The sequence below is a fragment of the Achromobacter insolitus genome, from assembly GCF_002209555.1.
GTDB classification, from domain to species: Bacteria; Pseudomonadota; Gammaproteobacteria; order Burkholderiales; family Burkholderiaceae_B; genus Achromobacter; species Achromobacter insolitus.
The window spans coordinates 98,640-120,884 of the sequence record NZ_NJIF01000014.1; the positions used below are offsets into that span (position 1 = coordinate 98,640).

Annotated in this window: 18 protein-coding genes, 6 tRNA genes and 1 pseudogene; 8 read left to right on the forward strand and 17 right to left on the reverse strand. The window is 65.7% G+C overall.

Annotated elements, in window-relative coordinates; all coding sequences use genetic code 11:
- Positions 1 to 11: 11 nt before the first annotated feature.
- Both CEY08_RS28145 and CEY08_RS28150 read right to left on the reverse strand, forming a co-directional pair.
- Positions 12 to 1,583 (reverse strand): formate dehydrogenase beta subunit, encoded by a 1,572-nt coding sequence (locus tag CEY08_RS28145; protein ID WP_076815144.1) that lies wholly within the window; start codon positions 1,581 to 1,583, stop codon positions 12 to 14.
- Entirely contained in the window at positions 1,580 to 2,137 is a 558-nt protein-coding gene (locus CEY08_RS28150) for a formate dehydrogenase subunit gamma (protein WP_063962458.1), read from the reverse strand. The genes CEY08_RS28145 and CEY08_RS28150 overlap by 4 nt, the downstream gene beginning before the upstream one ends.
- A 137-nt stretch (positions 2,138 to 2,274) precedes the next feature.
- On the opposite strand from CEY08_RS28150, the gene CEY08_RS28155 reads away from it, so the two are divergent.
- From CEY08_RS28155 to mobA, 3 genes are read left to right on the forward strand one after another with little or no spacing between them, the layout of a single operon-like run.
- Positions 2,275 to 3,354, forward strand: a complete 1,080-nt coding sequence (locus CEY08_RS28155) for a substrate-binding domain-containing protein (protein WP_042794834.1) — start codon at positions 2,275 to 2,277, stop codon at positions 3,352 to 3,354.
- Positions 3,355 to 3,389: 35 nt separating this feature from the next.
- Entirely contained in the window at positions 3,390 to 4,493 is a 1,104-nt protein-coding gene (moaA, locus tag CEY08_RS28160) for a GTP 3',8-cyclase MoaA (RefSeq protein ID WP_076817867.1), read from the forward strand.
- On the forward strand, positions 4,486 to 5,100 hold the full coding sequence (gene mobA / locus CEY08_RS28165) for a molybdenum cofactor guanylyltransferase MobA (protein ID WP_076815142.1): 615 nt from the start codon (positions 4,486 to 4,488) through the stop codon (positions 5,098 to 5,100). Before moaA ends, mobA begins: the two co-directional genes overlap by 8 nt.
- Here mobA and CEY08_RS28170 read toward each other — a convergent pair.
- From CEY08_RS28170 to moaC, 5 genes and pseudogenes are all read right to left on the reverse strand, one after another.
- Positions 5,085 to 6,290: a molybdopterin molybdotransferase MoeA gene (locus tag CEY08_RS28170; RefSeq protein WP_076815140.1), complete on the reverse strand. Its 1,206-nt coding sequence runs from the start codon at positions 6,288 to 6,290 to the stop codon at positions 5,085 to 5,087. The genes mobA and CEY08_RS28170 overlap by 16 nt on opposite strands.
- 3 nt (positions 6,291 to 6,293) lie before the next feature.
- Complete coding sequence (gene moaB, locus CEY08_RS28175; RefSeq protein WP_063643418.1) at positions 6,294 to 6,815, reverse strand: molybdenum cofactor biosynthesis protein B; 522 nt, start codon at positions 6,813 to 6,815, stop codon at positions 6,294 to 6,296.
- A 107-nt stretch (positions 6,816 to 6,922) separates the two neighbouring features.
- A pseudogene (locus tag CEY08_RS28180) lies at positions 6,923 to 7,375 on the reverse strand (molybdenum cofactor biosynthesis protein MoaE); the annotation flags it as partial.
- Positions 7,376 to 7,380: 5 nt separating this feature from the next.
- Positions 7,381 to 7,632, reverse strand: coding sequence for a MoaD/ThiS family protein (locus tag CEY08_RS28185; RefSeq protein WP_042794831.1), 252 nt, complete (start codon positions 7,630 to 7,632; stop codon positions 7,381 to 7,383).
- Positions 7,613 to 8,101, reverse strand: a complete 489-nt coding sequence (gene moaC / locus CEY08_RS28190) for a cyclic pyranopterin monophosphate synthase MoaC (protein WP_042794830.1) — start codon at positions 8,099 to 8,101, stop codon at positions 7,613 to 7,615. Before moaC ends, CEY08_RS28185 begins: the two co-directional genes overlap by 20 nt.
- Positions 8,102 to 8,273: 172 nt before the next feature.
- On the opposite strand from moaC, the gene CEY08_RS28195 reads away from it, so the two are divergent.
- Positions 8,274 to 11,960 (forward strand): DUF748 domain-containing protein, encoded by a 3,687-nt coding sequence (locus CEY08_RS28195; RefSeq protein ID WP_076815138.1) that lies wholly within the window; start codon positions 8,274 to 8,276, stop codon positions 11,958 to 11,960.
- Between the two features lie 64 nt (positions 11,961 to 12,024).
- Entirely contained in the window at positions 12,025 to 12,903 is an 879-nt protein-coding gene (locus CEY08_RS28200; protein WP_076815136.1) for a dienelactone hydrolase family protein, read from the forward strand.
- A 603-nt stretch (positions 12,904 to 13,506) separates the two neighbouring features.
- On the opposite strand, the gene CEY08_RS28205 is transcribed toward CEY08_RS28200, so the two are convergent.
- Positions 13,507 to 13,929 (reverse strand): hypothetical protein, encoded by a 423-nt coding sequence (locus CEY08_RS28205; protein ID WP_063643411.1) that lies wholly within the window; start codon positions 13,927 to 13,929, stop codon positions 13,507 to 13,509.
- A gap of 243 nt (positions 13,930 to 14,172) precedes the next feature.
- On the opposite strand from CEY08_RS28205, the gene CEY08_RS28210 reads away from it, so the two are divergent.
- Together CEY08_RS28210 and CEY08_RS28215 are read left to right on the forward strand one after the other, a co-directional pair.
- Positions 14,173 to 14,676 carry a peroxiredoxin gene (locus CEY08_RS28210; protein ID WP_042797286.1) on the forward strand — a complete coding sequence of 168 codons (504 nt, stop codon included), beginning with the start codon at positions 14,173 to 14,175 and terminating at the stop codon, positions 14,674 to 14,676.
- Positions 14,677 to 14,762: 86 nt separating this feature from the next.
- Positions 14,763 to 16,145, forward strand: a complete 1,383-nt coding sequence (locus CEY08_RS28215; RefSeq protein WP_076815134.1) for an MFS transporter — start codon at positions 14,763 to 14,765, stop codon at positions 16,143 to 16,145.
- A 16-nt stretch (positions 16,146 to 16,161) separates the two neighbouring features.
- Here CEY08_RS28215 and CEY08_RS28220 read toward each other — a convergent pair whose 3' ends face one another.
- From CEY08_RS28220 to CEY08_RS28260, 9 genes are all read right to left on the reverse strand, one after another.
- Positions 16,162 to 17,037: an EamA family transporter gene (locus tag CEY08_RS28220; protein WP_063643407.1), complete on the reverse strand. Its 876-nt coding sequence runs from the start codon at positions 17,035 to 17,037 to the stop codon at positions 16,162 to 16,164.
- Positions 17,034 to 18,053 (reverse strand): biotin synthase BioB, encoded by a 1,020-nt coding sequence (gene bioB, locus CEY08_RS28225; RefSeq protein ID WP_076815132.1) that lies wholly within the window; start codon positions 18,051 to 18,053, stop codon positions 17,034 to 17,036. Before bioB ends, CEY08_RS28220 begins: the two co-directional genes overlap by 4 nt.
- Positions 18,054 to 18,290: 237 nt before the next feature.
- Positions 18,291 to 19,784, reverse strand: a complete 1,494-nt coding sequence (locus CEY08_RS28230; RefSeq protein ID WP_076815130.1) for a helix-turn-helix transcriptional regulator — start codon at positions 19,782 to 19,784, stop codon at positions 18,291 to 18,293.
- A gap of 213 nt (positions 19,785 to 19,997) precedes the next feature.
- Positions 19,998 to 20,074 (reverse strand) — tRNA-Asp (locus tag CEY08_RS28235).
- A 71-nt stretch (positions 20,075 to 20,145) separates the two neighbouring features.
- Positions 20,146 to 20,221 (reverse strand) — tRNA-Glu (locus CEY08_RS28240).
- Between the two features lie 39 nt (positions 20,222 to 20,260).
- Positions 20,261 to 20,336 (reverse strand) — tRNA-Ala (locus CEY08_RS28245).
- Positions 20,337 to 20,440: 104 nt separating this feature from the next.
- Positions 20,441 to 20,517, reverse strand: a tRNA-Asp gene (locus tag CEY08_RS28250).
- 64 nt (positions 20,518 to 20,581) lie between these two features.
- A tRNA-Glu gene (locus tag CEY08_RS28255) sits at positions 20,582 to 20,657 on the reverse strand.
- A gap of 39 nt (positions 20,658 to 20,696) precedes the next feature.
- Positions 20,697 to 20,772: transfer RNA gene (locus CEY08_RS28260), tRNA-Ala, on the reverse strand.
- A 416-nt stretch (positions 20,773 to 21,188) separates the two neighbouring features.
- Between CEY08_RS28260 and CEY08_RS28265 the strand changes: the two genes are divergently transcribed.
- A complete protein-coding gene (locus tag CEY08_RS28265) occupies positions 21,189 to 22,244 on the forward strand; it encodes an aldo/keto reductase (RefSeq protein WP_084738675.1) in 1,056 nt (351 codons plus the stop codon).
- The last annotated feature ends 1 nt before the right edge of the window (position 22,245 follow it).

Below are 22,245 nucleotides of genomic sequence, written 5' to 3' on the forward strand. Positions count from 1 at the left end.
CGGTCTCGGGTTCAAGCCGCGTGCGCGGCAGAATGGGAGGACTCGATGCCGAAGTCCTGCGGAAAGTGGTTCAGCGCCGACAGCACGGGATAGGGCGCCATGCCGCCCAGGGCGCACAGCGAGCCGCCCAGCATCGTGTCGCACAGGTCGCGCAGCAGGTGCACCTGCTGTTCGCGGCCGGGGCCGCCCGCGACGATCTTGTCTATGGTTTCCACGCCGCGCGTGGAGCCGATTCGGCAAGGCGTGCATTTGCCACAGGATTCGACCGCGCAGAACTCCATCGCGTAGCGCGCCATGCGCGCCATGTCGACGGTGTCGTCGAACGCCACCAGCCCGCCATGGCCCACCATGGCCGATATCTGGATGTATGCCTCGTAGTCCAGTGGCACGTCCCATTGCGATTCGGGCAGGTAGGCGCCCAGCGGGCCGCCCACCTGCACCGCGCGCAGCGGCCGGCCGGAGGCGCTGCCGCCCCCAAAACCGTACAGCAGGTCGCGCAGGCTCAGGCCGAAGGCCTTCTCGACCAGTCCGCCATGCTTCAGGTTGCCGGCCAGCTGGAACGGCAGCGTGCCGTGCGAGCGGCCCACGCCGTAGTCCCGGTAATAGGCCGCGCCCTTGGCCAGGATGATAGGCACGGTAGCCAGCGAAATCACGTTGTTGATCACGGTGGGCTTGCTGAACAGGCCCGAGATCGCGGGCAGGGGTGGTTTGGCGCGGACCACGCCGCGCTTGCCCTCGATGCTTTCCAGCAGGGACGTTTCCTCGCCACAGATATAGGCGCCCGCGCCCTTGCGCACTTCGAGGTCGAAGCGGCGGCCGCTGCCGTGCACGTCCTTGCCCAGCCATCCCACGCTGCGCGCCCGCGTGATCGCGGCCTCCAGCGTAGCTATGGCCTGTGGGTACTCGGAACGCACGTAGATGTAGCCGTAGGTCGCGCCCACCGCCAGGCCGGCGATGGTCATGCCCTCGATCAGCACATAAGGGTCGCCTTCCATCAGCAGGCGATCGGCGAAGGTGCCGGAATCGCCTTCGTCCGCGTTGCAGACGATGTACTTCTGGTCGCCGGGGGTGCCGGCCACTGTCTTCCATTTGATGCCGGTCGGGAATGCCGCGCCGCCGCGGCCGCGCAGGCCCGAGGCGACCATTTCGTCGATGATCTGCCCTGGCTCCATGGCCAGCGCGCGTTGCAGCCCCTGCAAGCCGCCGTGCGCGGCATAGTCCTGCAAGGACAGCGGATCGGTCACGCCGACCCGTGCGAAGGTCAGGCGTTCCTGATGCTTCAGGTAGGGGATTTCTTCGGTCAGGCCCAGGCGCAACGGATGCTCGCCGCCGCTCTGCCAGCCGGCGTCGAACAGCGCGTCCACGTCTTCGGGCTGCACGGGTCCATAGGCAATGCGGCCCTGCGGCGTAACGACTTCGACCATGGGCTCCAGCCACAGCAGGCCGCGAGATCCGTTGCGCACGATCTGCACGGACAGCCCGCGGGCGTCGGCTGCGCGCTCGATGTCGCGAGCGACCGTATCCGCATCCATGGCCAGCGCCGCGGCGTCGCGCGGCACGTAGATGACGATAGGGAGGCTCATGCCTTGGCCTCCAGGGTGCGGGCAATCAGGCGGTCCAGTTTTTGCGGCGTAACGCGGGCGTGGGGGCGGCCGTCGATCATCACCGCCGGCGACTGCGCGCACAGGCCCAGGCAGTACACCGGTTCCAGCGAAAAGTCGCCGTTCTTGCTGCTGGCGTGGAAGTCGCAGCCCAGTGCGCTGCGGGCATGGGCGGCCAGATGTTCGCCGCCCATGGCCTGGCAGGCTTCGGCGCGGCAGACCTCCAGGGTGTGGCGCGCCGCGGGTTCGCTGCGGAAATGGGGATAGAAGGTGATGACGCCGTGGACCTCGGCGCGGGACAGGTTCAGGGCCTCGGCGATGGTCTGCACCGCCGGGGCCGGAATACAGCCCAGTTCATCCTGGACCGCGTGCAGCACCGGCAGCAGCGGGCCGGGCTGGTCCTTCAGCCGGGCGAGTATGCGGGCCGTGGCCGCGATGGCCGGGGTGTGGGACGCCTGGGCCGCGTCCAGGGCCATCTGGCCGCCGCGCGCGCCGCCGCTGGACGCCAGATCGGATGTTGCCTCGCGCTGGTGCACGTCGGTCTCCTCCTGTGTTGCTGTTGTGGCGGGTGGGAGCTTGCTGTTTATATGTTTTAAAAAACATATAAAAATCCCTCAAACCGCGTTATTTGTGTACTCTAACGGGGTAATGCACCCTCTTCAATAAGAAATAAATGACATATAAGTTCCGTATCGGCCTGCGGCCGCAATGGACTCTGGGCGGAGATGACGACCCGGCGCCCGTCCCGCTGCAGGACATGCTCGCCCTGCTGTCCGCGATCGACGCCACGGGCAACATCGCGGGCGCTTGCCGCGCCTGCGGACTGTCGTACCGGCATGCCTGGGGGGTGCTGCGCCGTTTCGAGGCCATCTTCGGTACCCAGCTGCTCATCACCAATCGGCGCCAGGGCACGCAGCTGACCCCTTTCGCCCAGCGTTTGCTGTGGGCCAACCGCCGCATCGAGGCGCGCCTGATGCCCACGCTGGACAGCATGGCCTCGGAATTGCAGGAAGAACTGGAGCGCCTGTTGCCCGAAAGCGGCCCGCACCTGCGCTTGCACGCCAGCCACGGTTTCGCCGTGGAATCGCTGATGCAGCATATGGGCAACCGCAAGCCCGGCCTGGAATTGCGTTACCGCACCGCCATCGAGGCGCTGGCCTCGCTGGAGCGGCGCGAATGCGATCTGGCGGGCTTTCAGGTGCCGCTGGGCGATTTCGAAGCGCCCATCATGGAGCGCTACGCCCAATGGCTGCACGCCGACGAGTACATGCTCATCCACCTGGCCGTGCGTAATGCTGGCCTGTTCGTGACCGCGGGCAATCCCAAGCAGATCAGCGGCATGGCGGACCTGGCGCGGCCCGACGTGCGCTTCGTCAACCGCCAGATCGGCTCCAGCACCCGCTATCTGGTGGGCCTGATGCTGCAGCGGGCGGGAGTCTCCATCAGCGAGGTCCAGGGGTACGAAACCAACGAATTCACGCACATGGCCATTGCCGCGCATATCGCCAGCGGCATGGCCGACACGGGCATGGGGGTGGAGACGGCCGCCTCCCGCTTCGGCCTGGATTTCATCCCGCTCGTGCGCGAGCGCTACTTCTTCGCCATCCGCAAGTCCTCCCTGGAGACGCCAGCCATGCGCGACCTGCTCTCCATCATGCGCAGTCCGGACTACGTTGGCTACGTCAGCCAGCTGGCGGGCTACGACACCCGGGACACGGGCCGGCTGCAGACGCTGGAAGAGGCCTTTTCATGAGCACGGAACGCGATGCGCCGGGATATGATGTCCCCATGAGCAAAGTGATCTTTCTTGCCGATCGCCGCGGCGGTCCTCTGGCGCCCGTCGCGCCCGGCGAGTTGCCGCCGCATGGGCAGCCCGCGCGGGACCAGCGCGCGCGGCCGCTGCGCGACCTCCGGATCTCGGTCACGGACCGCTGCAATTTCCGCTGCACGTACTGCATGCCGCGTGAAGTCTTCGACAGCAGCTACACCTTCATGCCGCATTCCGCGCTGCTCTCGTTCGAGGAAATCAGCCGTCTGGCGGGCATTTTCACGCAGCTTGGCGTGGAGAAGATCCGCCTGACCGGCGGCGAACCCCTGCTGCGCAAACATATCGAGAACCTCGTGGGCTTGCTGGCCGAGCTGCGCACGCCCGCCGGGGCTCCGCTGGACCTGACCCTGACCACCAATGGCAGCATGCTGGCGCGCAAGGCCGCCGCGCTCAAGACCGCGGGACTCACCCGGGTCACCGTCAGCCTGGATGCGCTGGATCCTGCCATGTTCCAGGGTATGAGCGACAGCGGCTTCACGCCGGACGACGTGCTGCGCGGCGTTGACGCCGCGGCCGAGGCCGGACTGGCGCCGGTCAAGGTCAACATGGTGGTGCGGCGCGGCCTGAACGACGGTCAGATCCTGCCCATGGCGGAACGCTTTCGGCATTCCGGGCACATCCTGCGTTTCATCGAATACATGGACGTGGGCAATACCAACGGCTGGAATCTCGCCGAAGTCGTGCCCAGCCAGGAAGTCCTGGACCGCATCGGCGCGGCGTATCCGCTGGAGCCTGTCGCCAGTGGCGAGATGGGGCGCGTGGCCGAGCGCTGGCGCTACCTGGACGGCGGCGGCGAGATCGGCGTCATTTCCAGCGTCACGCACGCCTTTTGCGGCGGCTGTACGCGCGCGCGCCTGTCGCCGGAAGGCAAGCTCTTCCTGTGCCTGTTCGCGCATGACGGCTATGATCTGCGCGCGCCGTTGCGCGACGGCGCCAGCGATGCCGAGCTGGCCGCCATCATTGCGGGCATCTGGGCCGGACGCAGCGATAACTATTCGGAACTGCGCGGCCGCAACATGGCCGATCCAGCGCGCAAGATCGAGATGAGCTACATCGGTGGCTGAAACGCCCGTCCGCACCGGAATCGCCGGCCTGATCCTGGCCGGCGGCGAGGGCACGCGCATGAACCGGCAAGACAAGGGCCTCGTAGTCTTGCGGGGCGAGCCCATGGTGGCGCATGTCGCGCGCCGTTTGGCGCCGCAGGTCTCGCGCCTGATCATCAGCGCCAACCGCCACGAGGACCGCTATGCCGCCTACGGCGAGGTGGTGCGGGACGGTGAAGCGGATCTTGGCGCCTGGCAAGGGCCGCTGCTGGGTATCGCCGCGGGCCTGGCGGCGGCGCGGCAAGACGCGTGGCTGGTGGTGGTCCCTTGCGACACGCCGTTCCTGCCCCCGGATCTGGCGGGGCGCCTGGTCGGCGCGGCCGAATCCGCGGCAGCACCCATGGCTTATGCGGCCGCGGGCGGACAGCGTCATTCGGCCTGCATGGCCTTGCGCACGTCGCTATTGCCCGACCTGCTGGAGTACCTGCGGGCCGGGGACCGCAAGGTGGGGCTGTGGCAGGCGAGGGCGGGCGCCGTCGAAGCCCGCTTCGACGACGCGCCCGATGCCTTCATGAACGTCAATACGCCCGAGGAACTGGCGGCGGCGGAACGCTACGCCAGCCAGTGACGCAGGTCGTAGTAGGCGACCCGGTCCTTGTCCTGTACCCGCGTGTCGGCCGGCAGGCGGGCCAGTCCCGTCGCCCAGGGCAACGAGCTGATGACGCCGGAACCCTGGTGACCATAGGGCACCAGTTCGGCGCTGCCGTCGTCGGCCAGGCGGCGCTGCACGCGCAGGAATTCCTCGCGGCTGTCCTGGCGCGGATGCTCGGTGCGCAGGGGCAGCTGGCTGATCGGCGGGAACAGCGCGTCGCGGCCCTGCATGCGGCGTATCAGCGGCGTCACCAGCAGCGTGTACACGGCGTAGGCCGATACGGGGTTGCCGGGCAGGCCGACCACCGGCTTACCGTCGATCTGCGCCAGCGCTACCGGCTTGCCCGGCTTCATGCGCACTTTCCAGAGCGACAGTTCGCCGCCCAGCGCGGCTAGCGCGGGTTTGACCAGATCGCGTTCGCCCACCGATACCCCGCCCACGCTCAGCACCAGGTCGCAGTCGGCCAGCAGCGTCTTGAAGGCCGCCAGCAGGTCGGCCTCGGTATCGCGGGCGTGCAGCACATGCACGGGCAGGGCGCCCATGCCGCGCGCCAGCGCAGCCAGCATGGGGCCATTGGAGTTGTAGATCTGTTCGGCCGCGCGCGGTTGGCCGGGCAGCACCAGCTCGTCGCCGGTGGTCAGGATGCCCACTCGCAACTGGCCGAAGACCTGCACGCGGGCCAGTCCTTGCGAGGCCATCAACGCCACGTGCGCCGCTTCCAGCACCGTGCCGGCGGCCAGCAGCGGGGCACCCGCCAGCGTGTCTTCGCCGCGGCGGCGGATATGCTGGCCGGGCGCGGGGGGGCGCGAGATTTCCACTTGCCCGTCGGCTTCGACGGTGTCCTCTTGCATGACGACCGTGTCCGCGCCTTCCGGGATGAGGCTGCCGGTGAAGAGTCTGATGGCGTGGCCGGGCTTGAGCGGCTCCGGCATTTCGCCGGCATAGCAGCGTTGCTGGATGGGCAGGCGCACGCCAGCGCCCCAGTCGGCTACGCGCAGGGCATAGCCATCCATGGCGCTGTTGTCGGCGGGCGGGATGTCCACGGTGGCGGTGAGATCGGCGGCCAGCACGCGGCCGGCGGCATCGGCCAGGCTCACCTCTTCGCTGCGTTGCAGCGGACCCGCGGCATTGGCCAGCAGGGTCTGGGCTTGATCAAAATCCAGCATGGGTCAGTTGTCTTCTTCGCGTTGCTTGTATTGGGTGGCGAAATTGCAGGGGCGATGGCTGCTGTCCAGTTGTTCGCGGATGATCTGCGACCAGGCCGTTTCGCAGGCGTTGTTGGAACCGGGCAGGCAGAAGATCAGCGTCTGGTTGGCCGAGCCGGCAAAGGCGCGGGACTGGATGGTGGAACTGCCGATTTCGGTATAGGAGATCTGGCGGAACAGTTCGCCAAAGCCCGGAATTTCGCGGTCCAGCAGCGGCACGATGGCCTCGGGCGTATGGTCGCGATGCGAGAAGCCCGTGCCGCCCGTGGTCAGGATCACCTGCACCTCGGGGTCGGCGATCCAGTCGCTGATGACGCGGCGGATCTGGTAGACGTCGTCTTTGACGATGTCGCGGCGCACGCATTGATGGCCGGCATGGGCCAGGCTATGGGCCAGCAGGTTGCCCGAGGTGTCGTCGCCCGCGCTGCGGGTGTCGCTGACCGTCAGTACGGCGCAGGCCAGCGAAACAAGGCTTTCGTCGCTCATGGATGCTCCTTCTTTGTCGTTGAGGATTTTTTGCCGCTGGGCCGTCCCGAGGCAAAAACGGCCCCCTCGGGGGGCAGCAAGCGCGTAGCGTGCGGCGTGGGGGCCTTTTCATCCCAGGACTGCGTGCGGTCCTGGTCGGATTGGCGTTGTTCCACCCAGAAGCTGCTACCGCCCGACAGGGTTTCGCGCTTCCAGAAGGGCGCGCGGGTCTTGAGCGCGTCGATGATGTATTCGCAGCCGCGGAAGGCGTCGCCGCGGTGGGCGCTGGCCGCCGCCACGAAGACGATCTGGGCATTGCGCGGCAATGCGCCCACGCGGTGCACGATGACGGTGCCGTCAAGGTTCCAGCGGGCGCGGGCGGTTGCGGCGATCTCTTCCAGTTCGCGTTCGCACATGCCAGGGTAGTGTTCGAGAAAGAGCGTATCGGTGGGGGTGTCGGGCGCGTAGTCGCGCACATAGCCTACGAACGTGACGATGCCGCCCACGCCCGGGCCGGCGCTTTCCCGCAGCGCGGCCGTGAGCGCGGCGCCGTCGAAATCGGCTTCCTGGACGCTGATCATGGCGTTCAACCTCCGGTGACGGGTTCGAATACCGCGACCTCGTCGCCCGCACGGATGGTGGCCGACGGCTTGGCGTGGGTCTGGTTGATGGCCAGCTTCAGGCGCGCCGAGGGCGCGAGTTGCGGATAGCGTTCGCCCAGCGCGGCGAGCAGCTGCGCGCCGGTGGACTCGCCCTGCAGGGGCCAGGCTTCGGAGCGCTTGCCGACCAGTTCGGCCACGCGCGCGAAGTACAGAAGATTAATCGTTGCGCCATTCACCGCTTTTTCCTCCTGCCTTGTACTTAAGGCGAACTTGCTCGATGACGATGCCCTTGTCGGCCGCCTTGCACATGTCGTAGATGGTCAGCGCGGCGACGCTGCAGGCCATCATGGCTTCCATTTCCACGCCGGTCTTGTAGCTGGTGCGGCAGGTGGCCAGCACGTCGATGCGATGCTCGGCGTCGTCCAGGGCGAACTCGACGCCGACGAAGGCCAGAGGCAGGCTGTGGCACAGCGGAATGGTGTCGGCGCAACGCTTGGCGGCCAGGATGGCGGCGACGCGGGCGGTGTTGAGGACTTCGCCCTTGCCCTGGCCCGGCTGGGTCAGCAGGCCATAGGCAACGGCATTCATGCGCACGCTGGCGGTGGCGATGGCCACGCGCTCAGTGTCCGTCTTGGCGATGACATCGACCATGCGGACCTGTCCGGCTTCGTCCAGGTGACTCAGGGTTGGGGTGGGCGTGGACATGGGAATCGGGAGCGAAAATTGTTAATGATTGAAAAGGGTGGTCCCGGCTGGCCGGGTTGGGGCCGCTGATACGCCTATGATAGACGAGCGGTGCAGGGGGCGCGATAATCGCGCCTGTAGTTATTGGAAGGACGGAAACGCTCGGCCTTCAATTCGTATCAGGAGACGCGCAATGCCCTTGCGGATGCCCAAACTTCGGTTAACCCGCCGGGTCGGCAAGATTCTTCTGGGTATCGCGGCATTCGTACTTGTCCTTTTCGGGGTTGCCGCCTGGCAAGTCCCCAAAGTGCTGCACAACGTCCTGGTGCAGGACGTCTCCAAGATGATCGGGCGGGACGTCTCCGTCGGCGACATCAGCTTCAATCCCTTCACGCTGACCGTCCGGGCACGCGACCTGGCCGTGGCGCAACCTGATTCGCAGACGCCGTTGCTGAGGCTGGCCGAGCTCGATGTCAGCGCGGCCTGGACTTCCCTGTTCTGGTTTGCGCCGGTCGTGGATCGACTGACGCTGCGCGAGCCTAACATCGCCATCGTCCGCGAGGACGTCATGCGATTCAATTTCTCTGATATTCAGCAACGAGTGGCCGAATTGACGGCCGCCAAGCCCGAAGAGCCGCCCAAGCCGGACGAAGGGCTGCCGCGCTTCTCGCTGAACAATATGGTGATCGAGAACGGCTCGATCACGCTGGACGACAAGGTCACCGGCCGCAAGCAGGTCGTCGATGAACTTGGCGTGGGCGTGCCCTTCATTTCCACCTTCGGTTACGCCACCGACATCGACGTCCAGCCGCGCGTGCATCTGCGCATCAATGGCAGCCCCTTCGACCTGAACGGCGTGGCCAGGCCGTTCGACAAAGTGCCGTCGTCCACGTTGCGCGTGGCATTCAATGGCCTGCAACTGGAGAAGTGGGCGGATGTCTGGCCCATGCCGCTGCCGTTCAAGCTCGAGAGCGCGCTGCTGGATTCCAATCTGCAGGTCGTATTCGAGCAGCCCAAGGACGCGCCGCCCAAGATCCGCGTCGTCGGCGACCTGGGGCTGCGGCGGCTGGACTTGCGCGACGCCGCCGGCGAGAACCTGGCCGCCTGGAGCGCGCTGACCGTCACCCGCCTGGAGCTGGAGCCCATTGCGCGTCATGCCTACGTGGGCGAAATCGGCCTGTGGGCGCCGCAGATCCATGTGCGTCGCCATGCCAATGAACACCTGAACTGGCTGGACGTGGTTGCCGGGCTGAAGCGGCTGGGGGGCGTGGAGCCCACCGCCACGCCAGTGGCCGACAAGCTGCGGAAAGCCAGCGGCCTGGACCCTGCCAAGGCGGCAGACAAGGCGGCAGACAACGCGGCGACGGCGCCGGTCGCGGTAGCCAAGGCGCCCGCCGCCGCAGCGGCATCTGGAACCACGGCCGCAGCAACGACTACCGCAGCAACTCCAACCGCAGCAATTACAACCGCAGCAACGACTACCGCAGCAGCCACGGCTCCAGCCGCCGCAGCAGCCCCCGCCAACGAAGCGGCCGCGGTCCCGGCGGCGGCAAACGCCCCTGCCGCGAATCCCGCCACGCCCGCATCCACGGATGCCGCCGCGCCTCCGCCTGCGCCCGCGCCCGCGGAATGGAAGGTTGAGCTGGACGCCTTCAATCTGCACGAAGGCGAGGTCTACGTCACCGACGCGGTGAGCAAGCTGGACTACGTGATGACTGGCCTGGCCGCGACGGTCGAGGGCGTGGCCCTGCCGCAAGCGCCAGACCAGCCCATCAATCTGTGGCTGACCATGGACAACAGCACCGACGGAGGCTGGCTGCGCGCCAAAGGGCCGCTCGTCTTGAAGCCGCTCTCGCTGGAACTGGGCGTGCGTCTGGGCAATGTCGCCCTCGCACCCTTGGCGCCGGCCGTGCGCAGCGCGGCGCCGATCGCGTTGCTGGACGGCCGCCTGGCCGCAAGTGCGCAGGTCCATGTGCATGAAAAGGACGGGGCGGTGGACGCGTCGGCCACCGCCGTGCAGGCCGACCTGGCGCAATTCAAGGCCCGAGACGAATCGCTCAAGCCGGGGCTGGACATTGCGATGCAAAGCCTGCGCGTGACCGCCGATCGACTGGCGATGGGGCCGGGCCAGAGCAACTTCATGCTGGCCGCCGCCGGGGTCCAGGGCAACGGCAAGCTGGATCTCAAGGGGGCGTTCACGCTCCAGCCATTGACGGTAAAAACCTCGGTGGACCTGGCCGAGCTGAACGTCGCGTCCTTCGCGCCGTACGCCGCCTCCAGCTTGAATGCGACCGTGCGCGCCATTACCCTGGGCGCCCGCGGCAACGCCGAGTTCGCCGCCGCCGCGGGCTCCGCCCCGATGAGGGCCAGCTGGAAGGGGGGCGTCGAGGTCACTGGGGTGGACCTGCAGGACCGCGTCAACAACGACGACTTCCTGAACTGGAAGCGCCTGGGCTTCACCGGCATGGATATCTCGGTGGCGGGCGACAAGATAGGGGCCAGGCTGGGCGACATCGCACTGGAGGATTTCTACGGTCGCGTGCTGCTCAATGCGCAGGGCCGCCTGAACGTCATGGATCTCGTGGCGGCTCCTGGCCAGGCGGGCGGCTCCATCACCCAGGACACGCAGACGCCAGGTCGCAGCGCGGCGCCGCCGCCCGCCACCACAGCCGCCAAGAGCGGCGGCATGCCGGACATCTCGGTCAATAGCGTCACGTTGAGCCGCGGCCGCATGACTTTCACGGACCGCTTCGTCAAGCCCAACTACGTGGCCGAGCTGTCCAGCATCGACGGCTCGATCACGGCAGTGTCGTCCACCAACCCCCAGCCCGCCAAGGTCAAGGTCACCGGCCGCGTCTACACCACCGCGCCGCTTTCTATCAGCGGCGTGGTGCAGCCTTTCGCCAAGTACCTGTCGCTGGACCTGAAGGCATCGGCAAAGGGCGTGGACCTGCCGCGCTTCAATACTTATTCCGCGAAGTACGTGGGCTACCCCATCAAGCGCGGCAAGCTGTCGGTGGACCTGGAATACAAGATCAAGGACCGCGCGCTGCAAGCCACCAACCACGTGGTGCTCAATCAACTGACCTTCGGCGACAAGACCAACAGTCCGGACGCGACCAAGCTGCCGGTGCTGCTGGCCGTGGCCCTGCTGAAGGATTCGCGCGGCAACATCGACATCAACCTCCCGATTTCCGGTTCGCTGGACGACCCGGAGTTCTCCGTGGGCGGCATTGTGGTGCGGGTGCTGCTGAACCTGGTGGTCAAAGCCGTCACGTCGCCCTTCAGCCTGCTCGCCTCGGCCTTTGGCGGCGGCGAGGAACTGTCCTACGTGGAGTTCGCGCCAGGCAGCGCGGCGCTGACCGAGGACAGCGTGCAGCGCCTGGATACGCTGATCAAGGCGCTGACGGATCGTCCCGCGTTGAAAATGGACATCAGCGGCCGCGCCGACCCCAAGACCGACATGGAAGGCCTGCGCCAGGCCTGGGTCGACGCCAAGATCCGCGCCGCCAAGGCAGCGGACGTCACACCGCGCGGCAAGAAGCCGAACCCGGCGGGCGTCCAGGTATCGGGCGCGGAACGCGCCAAGTACCTGGAAGAGGTCTACGACGACACGGACATCAAGGACAAGCCGCGCAACTTCATCGGCATGGCCAAGTCCGTTCCGCCGGAGCAGATGGAGGAGATGCTGCGCAGCGTGGCGCCCGTTGGCGATGAGCAGTTGCGCCAACTGGCCGATGCGCGCGCGCAGGCGGTTTATGAGAAGCTGCAAGCCCAGGAAGGACTCGCGGATCGTGTGTTTATCGTTGCGCCGCAGCTGGACGCGGACGGCATCAAGGACGAGGGACAACCCTCGCGCGTGGACTTCTCCCTGAAGTGAACCAGGCTGGCCCCGTGGGCGGTGCAAGACTGCCTTGCGCCAGCTTTTTGCCAGGAGATTCTCGATGAATGACCAGGACGCGCACTTCGACAGCCTGCTTCCGCCCTTGAGGCTGGATCGGCGGGGTTTCATCGCCACCACGGTGGCGACGGGTTTTTCGCTGGCGGCCGGGCAGGCCGTGGCGCAGACCACGATCACGACCGACACCAGCGGCCTTCTGGCCGGCAAGGTGGACATCCCGGTCCAGGACGGCAAGATGCCCGCCTACCGCGCGGCGCCCAAGGGCAAGAAGGACCTGCCCACCGTGCTGGTGGTGTCGGAGATTTTCGGGGTGCACGAGTACATCCAGGACGTATGCCGCCGGCTGGCCCATCAGGGCTACCTGGCCATCGCGCCTGAACTGTTCGCGCGCCAGGGCGATCCGTCCAAGTACACCGAGATCCCCAAGCTCCAGGCCGAAATCATCGGCAAGGTCCCGGATGCGCAAGTGACGTCCGACCTGGATGCAACCGCCGCCTGGGCCGCCTCCAACGGCGGCAATCCGGACCGGCTGGGCATCGTAGGCTTCTGCTGGGGTGGCCGCCAGGTCTGGCTGTACGCCGCCCACAACCCTAAGCTCAAGGCCGGCGCGGCCTGGTACGGCCAGTTGGGCGGACAGCCTTCGGAATTGAAGCCCAGATCGGTGCTGAGCCAGGTGAATGCGCTGAAGGCGAAAGTGCTGGGCGCATACGGAGGCAAGGATGCCGGTATCCCGATGACCGACGTGGACAAGATGCGGCTGGAGCTGGCGCAGGGTCCGGCTGCGGCGAAGGCTTCGCGGATCGATGTATATCCGGACGCGCCGCATGCGTTTCATGCGGATTATCGGCCTTCTTATCGGAAGGCGGAGGCCGAGCAGGCTTGGACTCGGATGTTGGATTGGTTCAAGCAGAACGGGCTTTGACGTTGTTCTTGGGGCGATCTGCATAGCTCTTCGTAGGTCACCCGTCGTCGCGGGCGCGTGGCGGCTCGCGCCCACGATTGCGGTCCGGAGCCTTCGCTCCGGACTTCCCCCTTGTCATCTTCGTCCAGGCCTTCGGCCTTCCCTTCAGATTCCCTCGGGCGCATCGAGGTTGCGAGCCGCCACGCGCCCGCGACGACGGGCTATGTGCGTCTTGGCTTGTGGCGCTGCTGGAGCCGGGGTCAGGGGAGAGTCTTGGGGTGCCCGCATTAATCGGCCGCGCGGGCGGCCGATTAATACATACGTGATTATTTGAAGTGTGATTGTGATCGCTGGCGCGCATGCGTAGGCGGGTTTTCTGATGGCGTCGCCGTTAGGGGGAGGGGGCGGTGATGGGGGGCGCGCGGCGGGCAGCTGTTTGCGCATGAAGACCCGTACGCGCGCCACCCATCCGGCATTGGAGTTCAAGTGGCGATTGACCTGCCAACGCGCTTTGATGGACCGTCACGAAAAATTGCCCGTGACATCCCAGAGCGCTCCTCACCAGCGCGCAGCGCCATCGGGCGTCTCAAGAACCTGAACCTTCAGAAACAGAAACAGAACCTGCTACTGCGCCTTCTCCCCCGGCAACCCATCACTAACCTCAGCCAACGCCCTCTTCATATCCTCGTACTCCATCACCCTCTCACTCTGAAACCCGCCCAACACCCCCCGGCACCCATCCACCCCCGACCGCTTCATCTCTTCCATCATCGCGGTCCCCTGGCCCTGTCCTTTCTGGAACAGCCCCTCATACCCGCCTGAAGTAAAGCCATACTCCTGCGCATACTGCAGCAGGTTCTTGCGGGCCGTGGCCTGGTGCTGGGCCAGGTCGGGTTCGGAAGCCCCGCAGGCGCGGGCGGCGCCGTTGGAGGCGCCGGCGGCGATGATGAAAGATTCGTATTGGGCCTGTTCGGCGGCATCCGGAGCCGCCCAGGCCGTGGCGGCCGAGGCCAGCGTCAGGGCCAGGCCGGTCAAGATCTTGCGCATCGATGAACCTCCGCTAGATGCCCGCCAGCCGGCAGCGCGGCGTGCGCGGGCGGTAATTGCAACCACAAGATTATGGCAATCAGCCGTTTCGAGCCCGTGTAGGCGCGGTATGGAGTCGTTTCAGACTGTGCATCTTTCTTTCCCGGACGCTGGCTGGCCAGCAAGGCGGCCGCGCAGGAACTATGATGGAGCCTGTGGGGCGATCCTGCCCCAATGCATTGCCCCTTATTCCTGGAGATCTACATGACGATCAAAGTCGGCGACCGCGTGCCGGATGGCACCCTGACCGAATTCATCGAAACCGAAACCGCCGGCTGCTCGCTGGGCCCCAACGCGTTCCAGGTCGCCGACCTGACCCGCGGCAAGACCATTGCGCTGTTCGCGGTACCGGGCGCCTTCACGCCCACCTGCTCGGCCAAGCACCTGCCCGGCTATGTGGAGCAGGCCGCTGCGCTGAAGGCCAAGGGCGTCGATGAAATCTGGTGCGTTTCCGTCAACGACGCGTTCGTCATGGGCGCCTGGGGCCGCGAGCAGAAGACCGAAGGCAAGGTCCGCATGCTGGCCGATGGCTCCGCCCTGTGGACCAAGGAACTGGGCCTGGAACTGGACCTGGTCCAGCGCGGCATGGGCGTGCGCTCGCAGCGCTATTCGGCCCTGATCGTCGACGGCGTGGTCAAGCAACTGAACGTGGAAGCGGCCGGCAAGTTCGAAGTCAGCGACGCCGCCACGATGCTGTCGCAAGTCTGATTCCACGCAGTTCCTGTTTTACCGCTTAGCGCGGCGGGCTGCCCCGGCGGCCCGTTGTGCTGCCGCCAGCAGCGGTTGCCGACGCCATGCTCGCCACCATCTCCTCCTTTTCGTCGCTTTACTTCGCGACCTTGCTGATGCTCATCGGCACGGGTCTGTTCAATACCTATATGGGTCTCCGTCTGACAGCGCAGTCTGTCAACGAGGTGTGGATCGGCGCCTTGATCGCCGGCTATTACCTGGGCCTGGTATGCGGCGCCCGCCTGGGGCACAAACTCATCATCCGCGTGGGCCATATCCGCGCGTTCGTCGCCTGTGCGGCCATCGCCACCAGCATGATCCTGGCGCAAACGCTGGTCGATTCCATGCCGCTGTGGCTGGTGTTCCGCGTCGTGTCGGGCATCGTGATGGTGACTGAATTCATGGTCATCGAAAGCTGGCTCAACGAGCAGACCGAAAATCACCAGCGCGGCCGGGTCTTTTCCGTCTACATGGTCGTATCCGGGCTGGGCACCGTGCTGGGGCAACTGGCCCTGACGGCATATGCCACGTTGGACCTGCGGCCGCTGACCCTGGTGGCCATGTGCCTGGTGTTGTGCCTGGTGCCGATCGCGGTCACGGCGCGGTCGCACCCGCCCACGCCGCTGCCGGCGCCGCTGGACATCCGCTTTTTCATGCGGCGCGTGCCACTGTCGATGACGGTGCTGTTCGTGGCGGGCAATCTCTCTGGCGCCTTCTACGGCCTGGCGGCCGTCTACGGCGCCAAGCACGGCCTGTCCACCTCGCAGGCTGCCATTTTCGTGGCTGCCGCGGTGACTGCGGGCCTGTTGTCCCAATGGCCCATGGGCTGGCTGTCCGACCGCATCAACCGCGCAGGCCTGATCCGCTTCAACGCCTTGCTGCTGGTGCTGCTGCCCGTGGTCATGTGGGGCTGGATCGTCCTGCCGTACTGGGCGCTGGTGGCCATGTCCTGTGTTTTTGGCGTGCTGCAATTCACGCTGTACCCGCTGGGCGCGGCCTTCGCCAACGATCACGTGGAATCCGAGCGCCGGGTCAGCCTCTCGGCCGTGCTGCTCATGACCTATGGCGTGGGCGCTTGCGTGGGGCCGATGATTGCCGGGGTGCTGATGTCGCTGGCCGGGCCCAGCATGTATTACGTGTTCATTTCCGCCTGCGCCCTGATCCTGGTCTGGCACGTACGTCCCACGCGCGTCACCGGCGCGCACCAGGTGGAAGAGGCCCCCACGCATTTCGTGCCTATGCCGGACACGTTGCAGAGTTCGCCCGCTGCGGCGGTGCTGGATCCACGCGTGGATCCAGCAACCGACATCGCCATGGAAATGGTCCAGCCCGAAACGGCTCCCGTGGCAACGGCCGAAGCGCCGCAGGCCGAGCCTGCCGTCGAGGCCTCCGGGGATCCGGCGGACGTCGCGGCCGACGATGAGCGCGAACGGCGCACGGGCACCTGAGGCTGGGGATGGCGCGTTACCAGGGCGCCATCAGCACAATGGCCGTCAGGGCCAACGCGATGCCCAGCAGGTTCAAGCGGGTCAATGGCTCGCGAAAAGCCAACGCACCGACCAGCGTGCCCAGGGTGATCACGCCCATATTCATGGACGCGAACACCAGCGCGGGATGCTCGGGCAGAGATTGATGCGCGCGGATATAGGTCAGAATGTTGCCGAAGTTCGCCAGTCCCAGCGCCGCCCCGGCGGCCAGGTGCCGGAACTGGCAGCGCACCCGGCGCCATAGCAGATAGGCCAGCATCAGCAGGCCGGCAATGACGAAGGCCAGCAGCAGCCCGCCCGCAAAGGCGGTGCCCGCGCGCGCCATCTGCTTGAACAGGATATCGATCACGCCATAGCCCACCCAGACGGCCAGGGGCCACAGCCACATGGCGCGGCCGCTCTCGGACGCGCTTTCACCAGGGATCTGCGGACGGGCAGGCCGGCGCAGCAGGCAATACAAGGCGCAGGCGGCAAGCGCGGTTGCGGCGAGCTTGCGGCCGCTGACCGATTCGCCAAAGAGCAGGAAGGCCGCCAGCAGCGGGATGAACAGGGACAGGCGTTGCGCGGCGTCGCTGCGCACGATGCCGGCGTGGCGCACGGCCGCCGCCATGGCCAGGAACACGCTCGGCAGAAGCACGCCCAACGCGGCCAACACCAGCCACGGCGTTTGCGGCGCAAGCAGCGCGGCCGCGTCAGGACGCAGCACGGTCCAGCAGAGCAGGGCGGCCACCGCGTAGTTCATGGCGATGGCCTGGCGCACGTCCACCTGGTAACGCCGCGCCAGCTTCAGCAGGACGGCCACGGTGACGCTGCAGGCCACGCTGGCCAGCAGATAGAGCAGGCCGGGCGTCAACGGCATGTCGAGGTGTCGTGATGCGTGTGCGGGGCGGCGTCGATCCGCATGCCCAGGCGCTGCAGCAGGCGCTGATCGGCTTCCATCTGCGGATTGGCCGTGGTCAGCAGGGCGTCGCCATAGAACATGGAGTTGGCGCCTGCCATGAAGCACAGGGCCTGTAGCGCGTCGTCCATGGCTTCACGGCCCGCGGACAGACGCACCGCCGCGCGCGGCATGGTGATGCGGGCGACGGCGATGGTGCGCACGAACTCGAACGGATCCAGCGCTTCCACGCCCGCCAACGGCGTGCCTTCCACCTGTACCAGGTTGTTGATCGGCACGGACTCGGGATATGGCTCCATGCTGGCCAGCTGGGCGATCAGGCCGGCGCGTTCACGGCGCGACTCGCCCATGCCCACGATGCCGCCGCAGCATACGTTGATGCCGGCATCGCGCACACGGTCCAGCGTATCGAGCCGGTCCTGGTAGGTGCGGGTGGAAATGATCTTGCCGTAGAACTCGGGCGAGGTATCCAGATTGTGGTTGTAGTAGTCCAGGCCGGCGCTCTTGAGTTGCTCGGCCTGACCCTCGCGCAACATCCCCAGCGTGACGCAGGTCTCCAGGCCCAAGGCCTTCACCGCGCTGACCATTTCGGCCACGGCTTCCAGGTGGTGCGGCTTGGGACTGCGCCAGGCGGCGCCCATGCAGAAGCGCTGTGCGCCGCCTTCCTGGGCCTTGCGGGCGGCGGCCACCACGTCCGCCAGCGGCATCAGCTTGTCCGCGTCCAGCCCGGTGTCGTAATGGGAGGACTGCGGGCAATAAGCGCAGTCCTCGGGACAGCCGCCCGTCTTGATCGACAACAGGCTGGACAGCTGGATCGCATTCGGATCGAAATGGGCGCGGTGCGCCTGCTGGGCCCGGAATACCAGATCCATGAAGGGCAGCTCGTAAAGCGCCATGATGTCGGCGGCGCTCCAGGCGGGAGCGGTTGCCGGCTTGGCGACGGTCGGGACGGGAATGTAGGCGGTCTGCATGGATGGGCTCCTTTCGGTCTTGCGGGATCGCATCCCTGCCGGGCAGGGACGGGATCGGCGGATCGTAAGAAGCTGCGCAGGGTTTGCGCAATGCAGGCGAGGAGTGCGGAAATGGAGGGCTATTGCCCTGTTTTTCGCCGGAAATGGCGGATTTTGAGGGCCGCGAACTTCTAACTGGATCGCATCTTCGGGGATGGGCCGGGCCCTATTATTTTGAATCAAATTGTAAATACGAGGTCAGGCTTTGGGCCGCTTGTCCCGCGCCCGCGCGCGCTCATGGCCGGTGATGCCGCGATCCCGCGCCCACACGATGGCGGCGCTGCGGCGATGCACGCCGATCTTGCTGTAGATCGTGGCGACGTGGTTGCGCACGGTGTTGCGCGACAGTTTCAGGCTCTGGGCGATGCCATCGTCGTCATGGCCCTGGCACATCAGGCCCAGCACCTCGCGCTCGCGCGTGGTGAGCTGCGCCAGTTCCGCCACGTCGCGCGTGGCAGGCGCGGGTTCGCGCAATTGCGCCAGCTTTTCGATGACGCTGCGGCTGAACCACGAGGTGTCCTGCATGACTGCCTCGATCGCCGTCAGCAATTCCGTCTCGGAACGCTTGCGATCCGTGATGTCCTGTATCGCCAGCAGCACTCGCGGCTGGCCGCCGATCGTCACGGGTTCGGCCGAGAGCAGGCAGTCGAGCGGGTTGCCATCCTTGGCCGTCAAGGTGACATCGTGGTTGCGAGCGCTTTCAGCGCGCTTGAGGCTGGCCTCCAGCTCTTCCTGGAGTTGCAGGCCCAAGTCGGCCAAGGCGTGGCCAATGCCGTCTTGCGGCAAGGCGCCCGTGGCCGAGGCAAAAGCGGCATTCAGGTCCAGCGCTAGCAATGTCTCGCCGTCGCAGACGGCCATGGGTACGGGTGCCAGGCGGAACGCCTTGGAGAAGCGTTCCTCGCTTTCGCGCAACGCCAGTTCGGTGCGCTTGCGGGCCTCCAGATCAATGAAGGTGAACAGCATGCAAGGTACGCCCTGCATGTCGATGGGCTGGCCCGCGACGATGACGAACTTCGTGCTGCCGTCCGCCAATTTCAGCACGCCCTCCCGCTGGGCAATGGTTTGTCCTTCGTTAAGCATGGCGACCGCGTTGTCCTTATCGCCGCTGCCATCCAGCACATCGAGTTCATAGGCCGACTTGCCCAGCACGGCGTCGCGCGCGTAGCCGGTCATTTCCAGGAAGCCCTGGTTCACTTTCACGTAGCGCAGGTCGGACAGCTGGCAGATCAGGGCGGGCGCGGGATTGGCGCCGAAAGCGCGCTCGAAGCGTTCTTCGGCGTTTATCTGTTCGGTCTGGTCGTGCAGGATCAGGACTCGGTAATCAGTGCCCTCGGCGCTGTCCAGGTTCAGGCCGCTGGCTCGCACGTTGCGCAGGAACTCGTCGTCGTCCTTGCGCGCCAGGTCCAACAGCAACTCGTCGAACGGTTCGGAGGCCGCCAGCCTGTCCAGAGGGTACTGGCGCGCCGGCACGCGGTGGTGGTTGCGGTAAGTGAGGATGTAGCGCTTGCGATAGCCGGCAGGCGTGCCGCCCAGTTCATCCAGTGTGTCGGTCCCGTGCAGCCTTAATGCGCTGTCATTGGCCCAGGCAATGGCGCCGTCGGCCTCGAGCAGGATGATGCCTTCGTTCAGGCCCGCGATGATGCGTTGAAGATGCTGGCGGTGCGGATGGGGAGCGGCGGTGTTCGCGGTCACGTAGTCCTCTTCTTTTCGCGGGGCACGACGCAAAGAGAATGACGGCGCACCGACGGACTGTCCAGATGGCGAAATGGACGAGACTGAGCGCAGGGGGGATGGGGGAAAGGATGGCTGCCGGAAAATGAGTCGGGCAGAAATGCAAAAAGCTCCGGAATCCGGAGCTTTCGATAGATGCTGAAGCAGGGAGACTGATGAGCTGCACGATGTGCTTGGCGGAGCGGACGGGGCTCGAACCCGCGACCCCCGGCGTGACAGGCCGGTATTCTAACCAACTGAACTACCGCTCCGCAGCGGTGTACTCTGACTTCTTCAATGCACTGCGGTGTCAAGGCAGCTTGGTACTACGTGCCAGAAAAACTGGCGTCCCCTAGGGGATTCGAACCCCTGTACTCACCGTGAAAGGGTGATGTCCTAGGCCTCTAGACGAAGGGGACCTGAACAAAACAGAACTACTTTACTACCGTACTGCTTACTGGTGGAGGTAAGCGGGATCGAACCGCTGACCTCTTGCATGCCATGCAAGCGCTCTCCCAGCTGAGCTATACCCCCCAGGAAGTCCCAGATGCCCAAACTGCAGACAAACAGGTCTCACACTATATAAAGCAAAAAAGCCCCGAAAACGGAGCTCTTGAAAGACTCTGAGCGAGAGCTTTTGGCGGAGCGGACGGGGCTCGAACCCGCGACCCCCGGCGTGACAGGCCGGTATTCTAACCAACTGAACTACCGCTCCGCAGCGGCGTACTCAACTACATTGTCACTTCAACTGCATCTACTACATACTGCTGCCAGTGAACTGGCGTCCCCTAGGGGATTCGAACCCCTGTACTCACCGTGAAAGGGTGATGTCCTAGGCCTCTAGACGAAGGGGACTTGGACTTGCAAACTTGTACTGCATTCTTCGCTGTTGACTGGTGGAGGTAAGCGGGATCGAACCGCTGACCTCTTGCATGCCATGCAAGCGCTCTCCCAGCTGAGCTATACCCCCGTTCTTCTAATCAACCCGTTCAACGTTTTACGAAATCGAACACGCGGCCTTACTTTTACTGCGTACTGCTGTGTGCTTTTTCGTAGTTCGTTGCCGGTTTTGTTTAGTGCCGTTGGCGAAGAAACGAGATTATGCACGAACTAAATTTGGTGTGCAAGTCGCTTCGTCGCAAAAAACATAAAAGTTGTGAAAAAAAGGGGGGTGGAAGGGCTTTTTAGGCGTTTTTTGCTCTTTTTTTGCGCAAGGTCGGTAAGAGCGATTGATGCAGAATTCAAGTAAATCAAAGACTTGTGAGAGTGCTATTGTGGGCGGAAATTTTTTTCGTCCGCGCGGAATTTTTTCGTCGCCGGGCCGCGCCAAAATGTGCGCGGCGCGGGCGCCTTTTTTACGCCGGATATGCGAACACGGACATCGCCATGAGCAGCAAGACCTCGTTCCCCACGCGCCCGCTGGGCCAGAGCGGCATGGACATCACCCGTATCGGGCTGGGTGCCTGGGCCATGGGCGGCAATGGCTGGGCGATAGGCTGGGGTCCGCAAGACGATGCCGATTCGGTGGCGGCGATCCGCCGCGCGGTCGAGCGGGGCATCAACTGGATCGATACCGCGGCGGTGTACGGGCTGGGGCACTCCGAGGAGATCGTGCGCCGCGCGCTGGCGCAGATGGCGCCGGATGCGCGGCCCTACGTGTTCACCAAATGCGGCCTGACGTGGTCGCCAGAGCAGCCGCAGGCCATGCCGCGCCGCACCGGCGCGCCCGCCAGCATCCGGCGCGAACTCGAGGATTCTTTGCGCAGGCTGGGGGTGGAGCGCATCGACCTCTACCAGATGCACTGGCCGGCGGGCGACGGCACCCCCTTGGAGGTGTATTGGCAGGAACTGCTGGACCTGAAACGGGAAGGCAAGGTCCGCGCGGTGGGCCTGTCCAATCACAATCTGGCGCAATTGCAGCAGGCCGAGGCATTGGGGCACGTGGACACGCTGCAGCCGCCGTTTTCGGCCATACAGCGCGCCGCGGCCTCGGACCTGATCCCCTGGTGCGACAGGCATGGCACAGGCGTGATCGTCTACAGCCCGATGCAGTCCGGGTTATTGACTGGCAGCTTCAGCATGGAGCGCGCCCGCGCCTTGCCCGCCGATGACTGGCGGGCGCGGAACGCGGAATTCACTTCCCCGGGCATCGAACGCAATCTGGCGCTGGCCGATGCGTTCAAGCCCATCGCCGAGCGCCACGGCACCACGGTGGCGGCGGTGGCCGCGGGCTGGACGCTGGCTTGGCCAGGAGTGACCGGCGCCATCGTGGGCGCGCGCAGCGCGGCGCAAGTGGATGGATTGCTCGGCGCGGCGTCGCTTGAACTGGATGCCGAGGACATGGAAGCCATCGCGGACGCGATCGAGCGCACGGGGGCAGGCGCCGGGCCGCTGCGTCCGCCGGAGGACGGCGGCGCGCTGCCGTCCAATCTGTTTGCCTGAA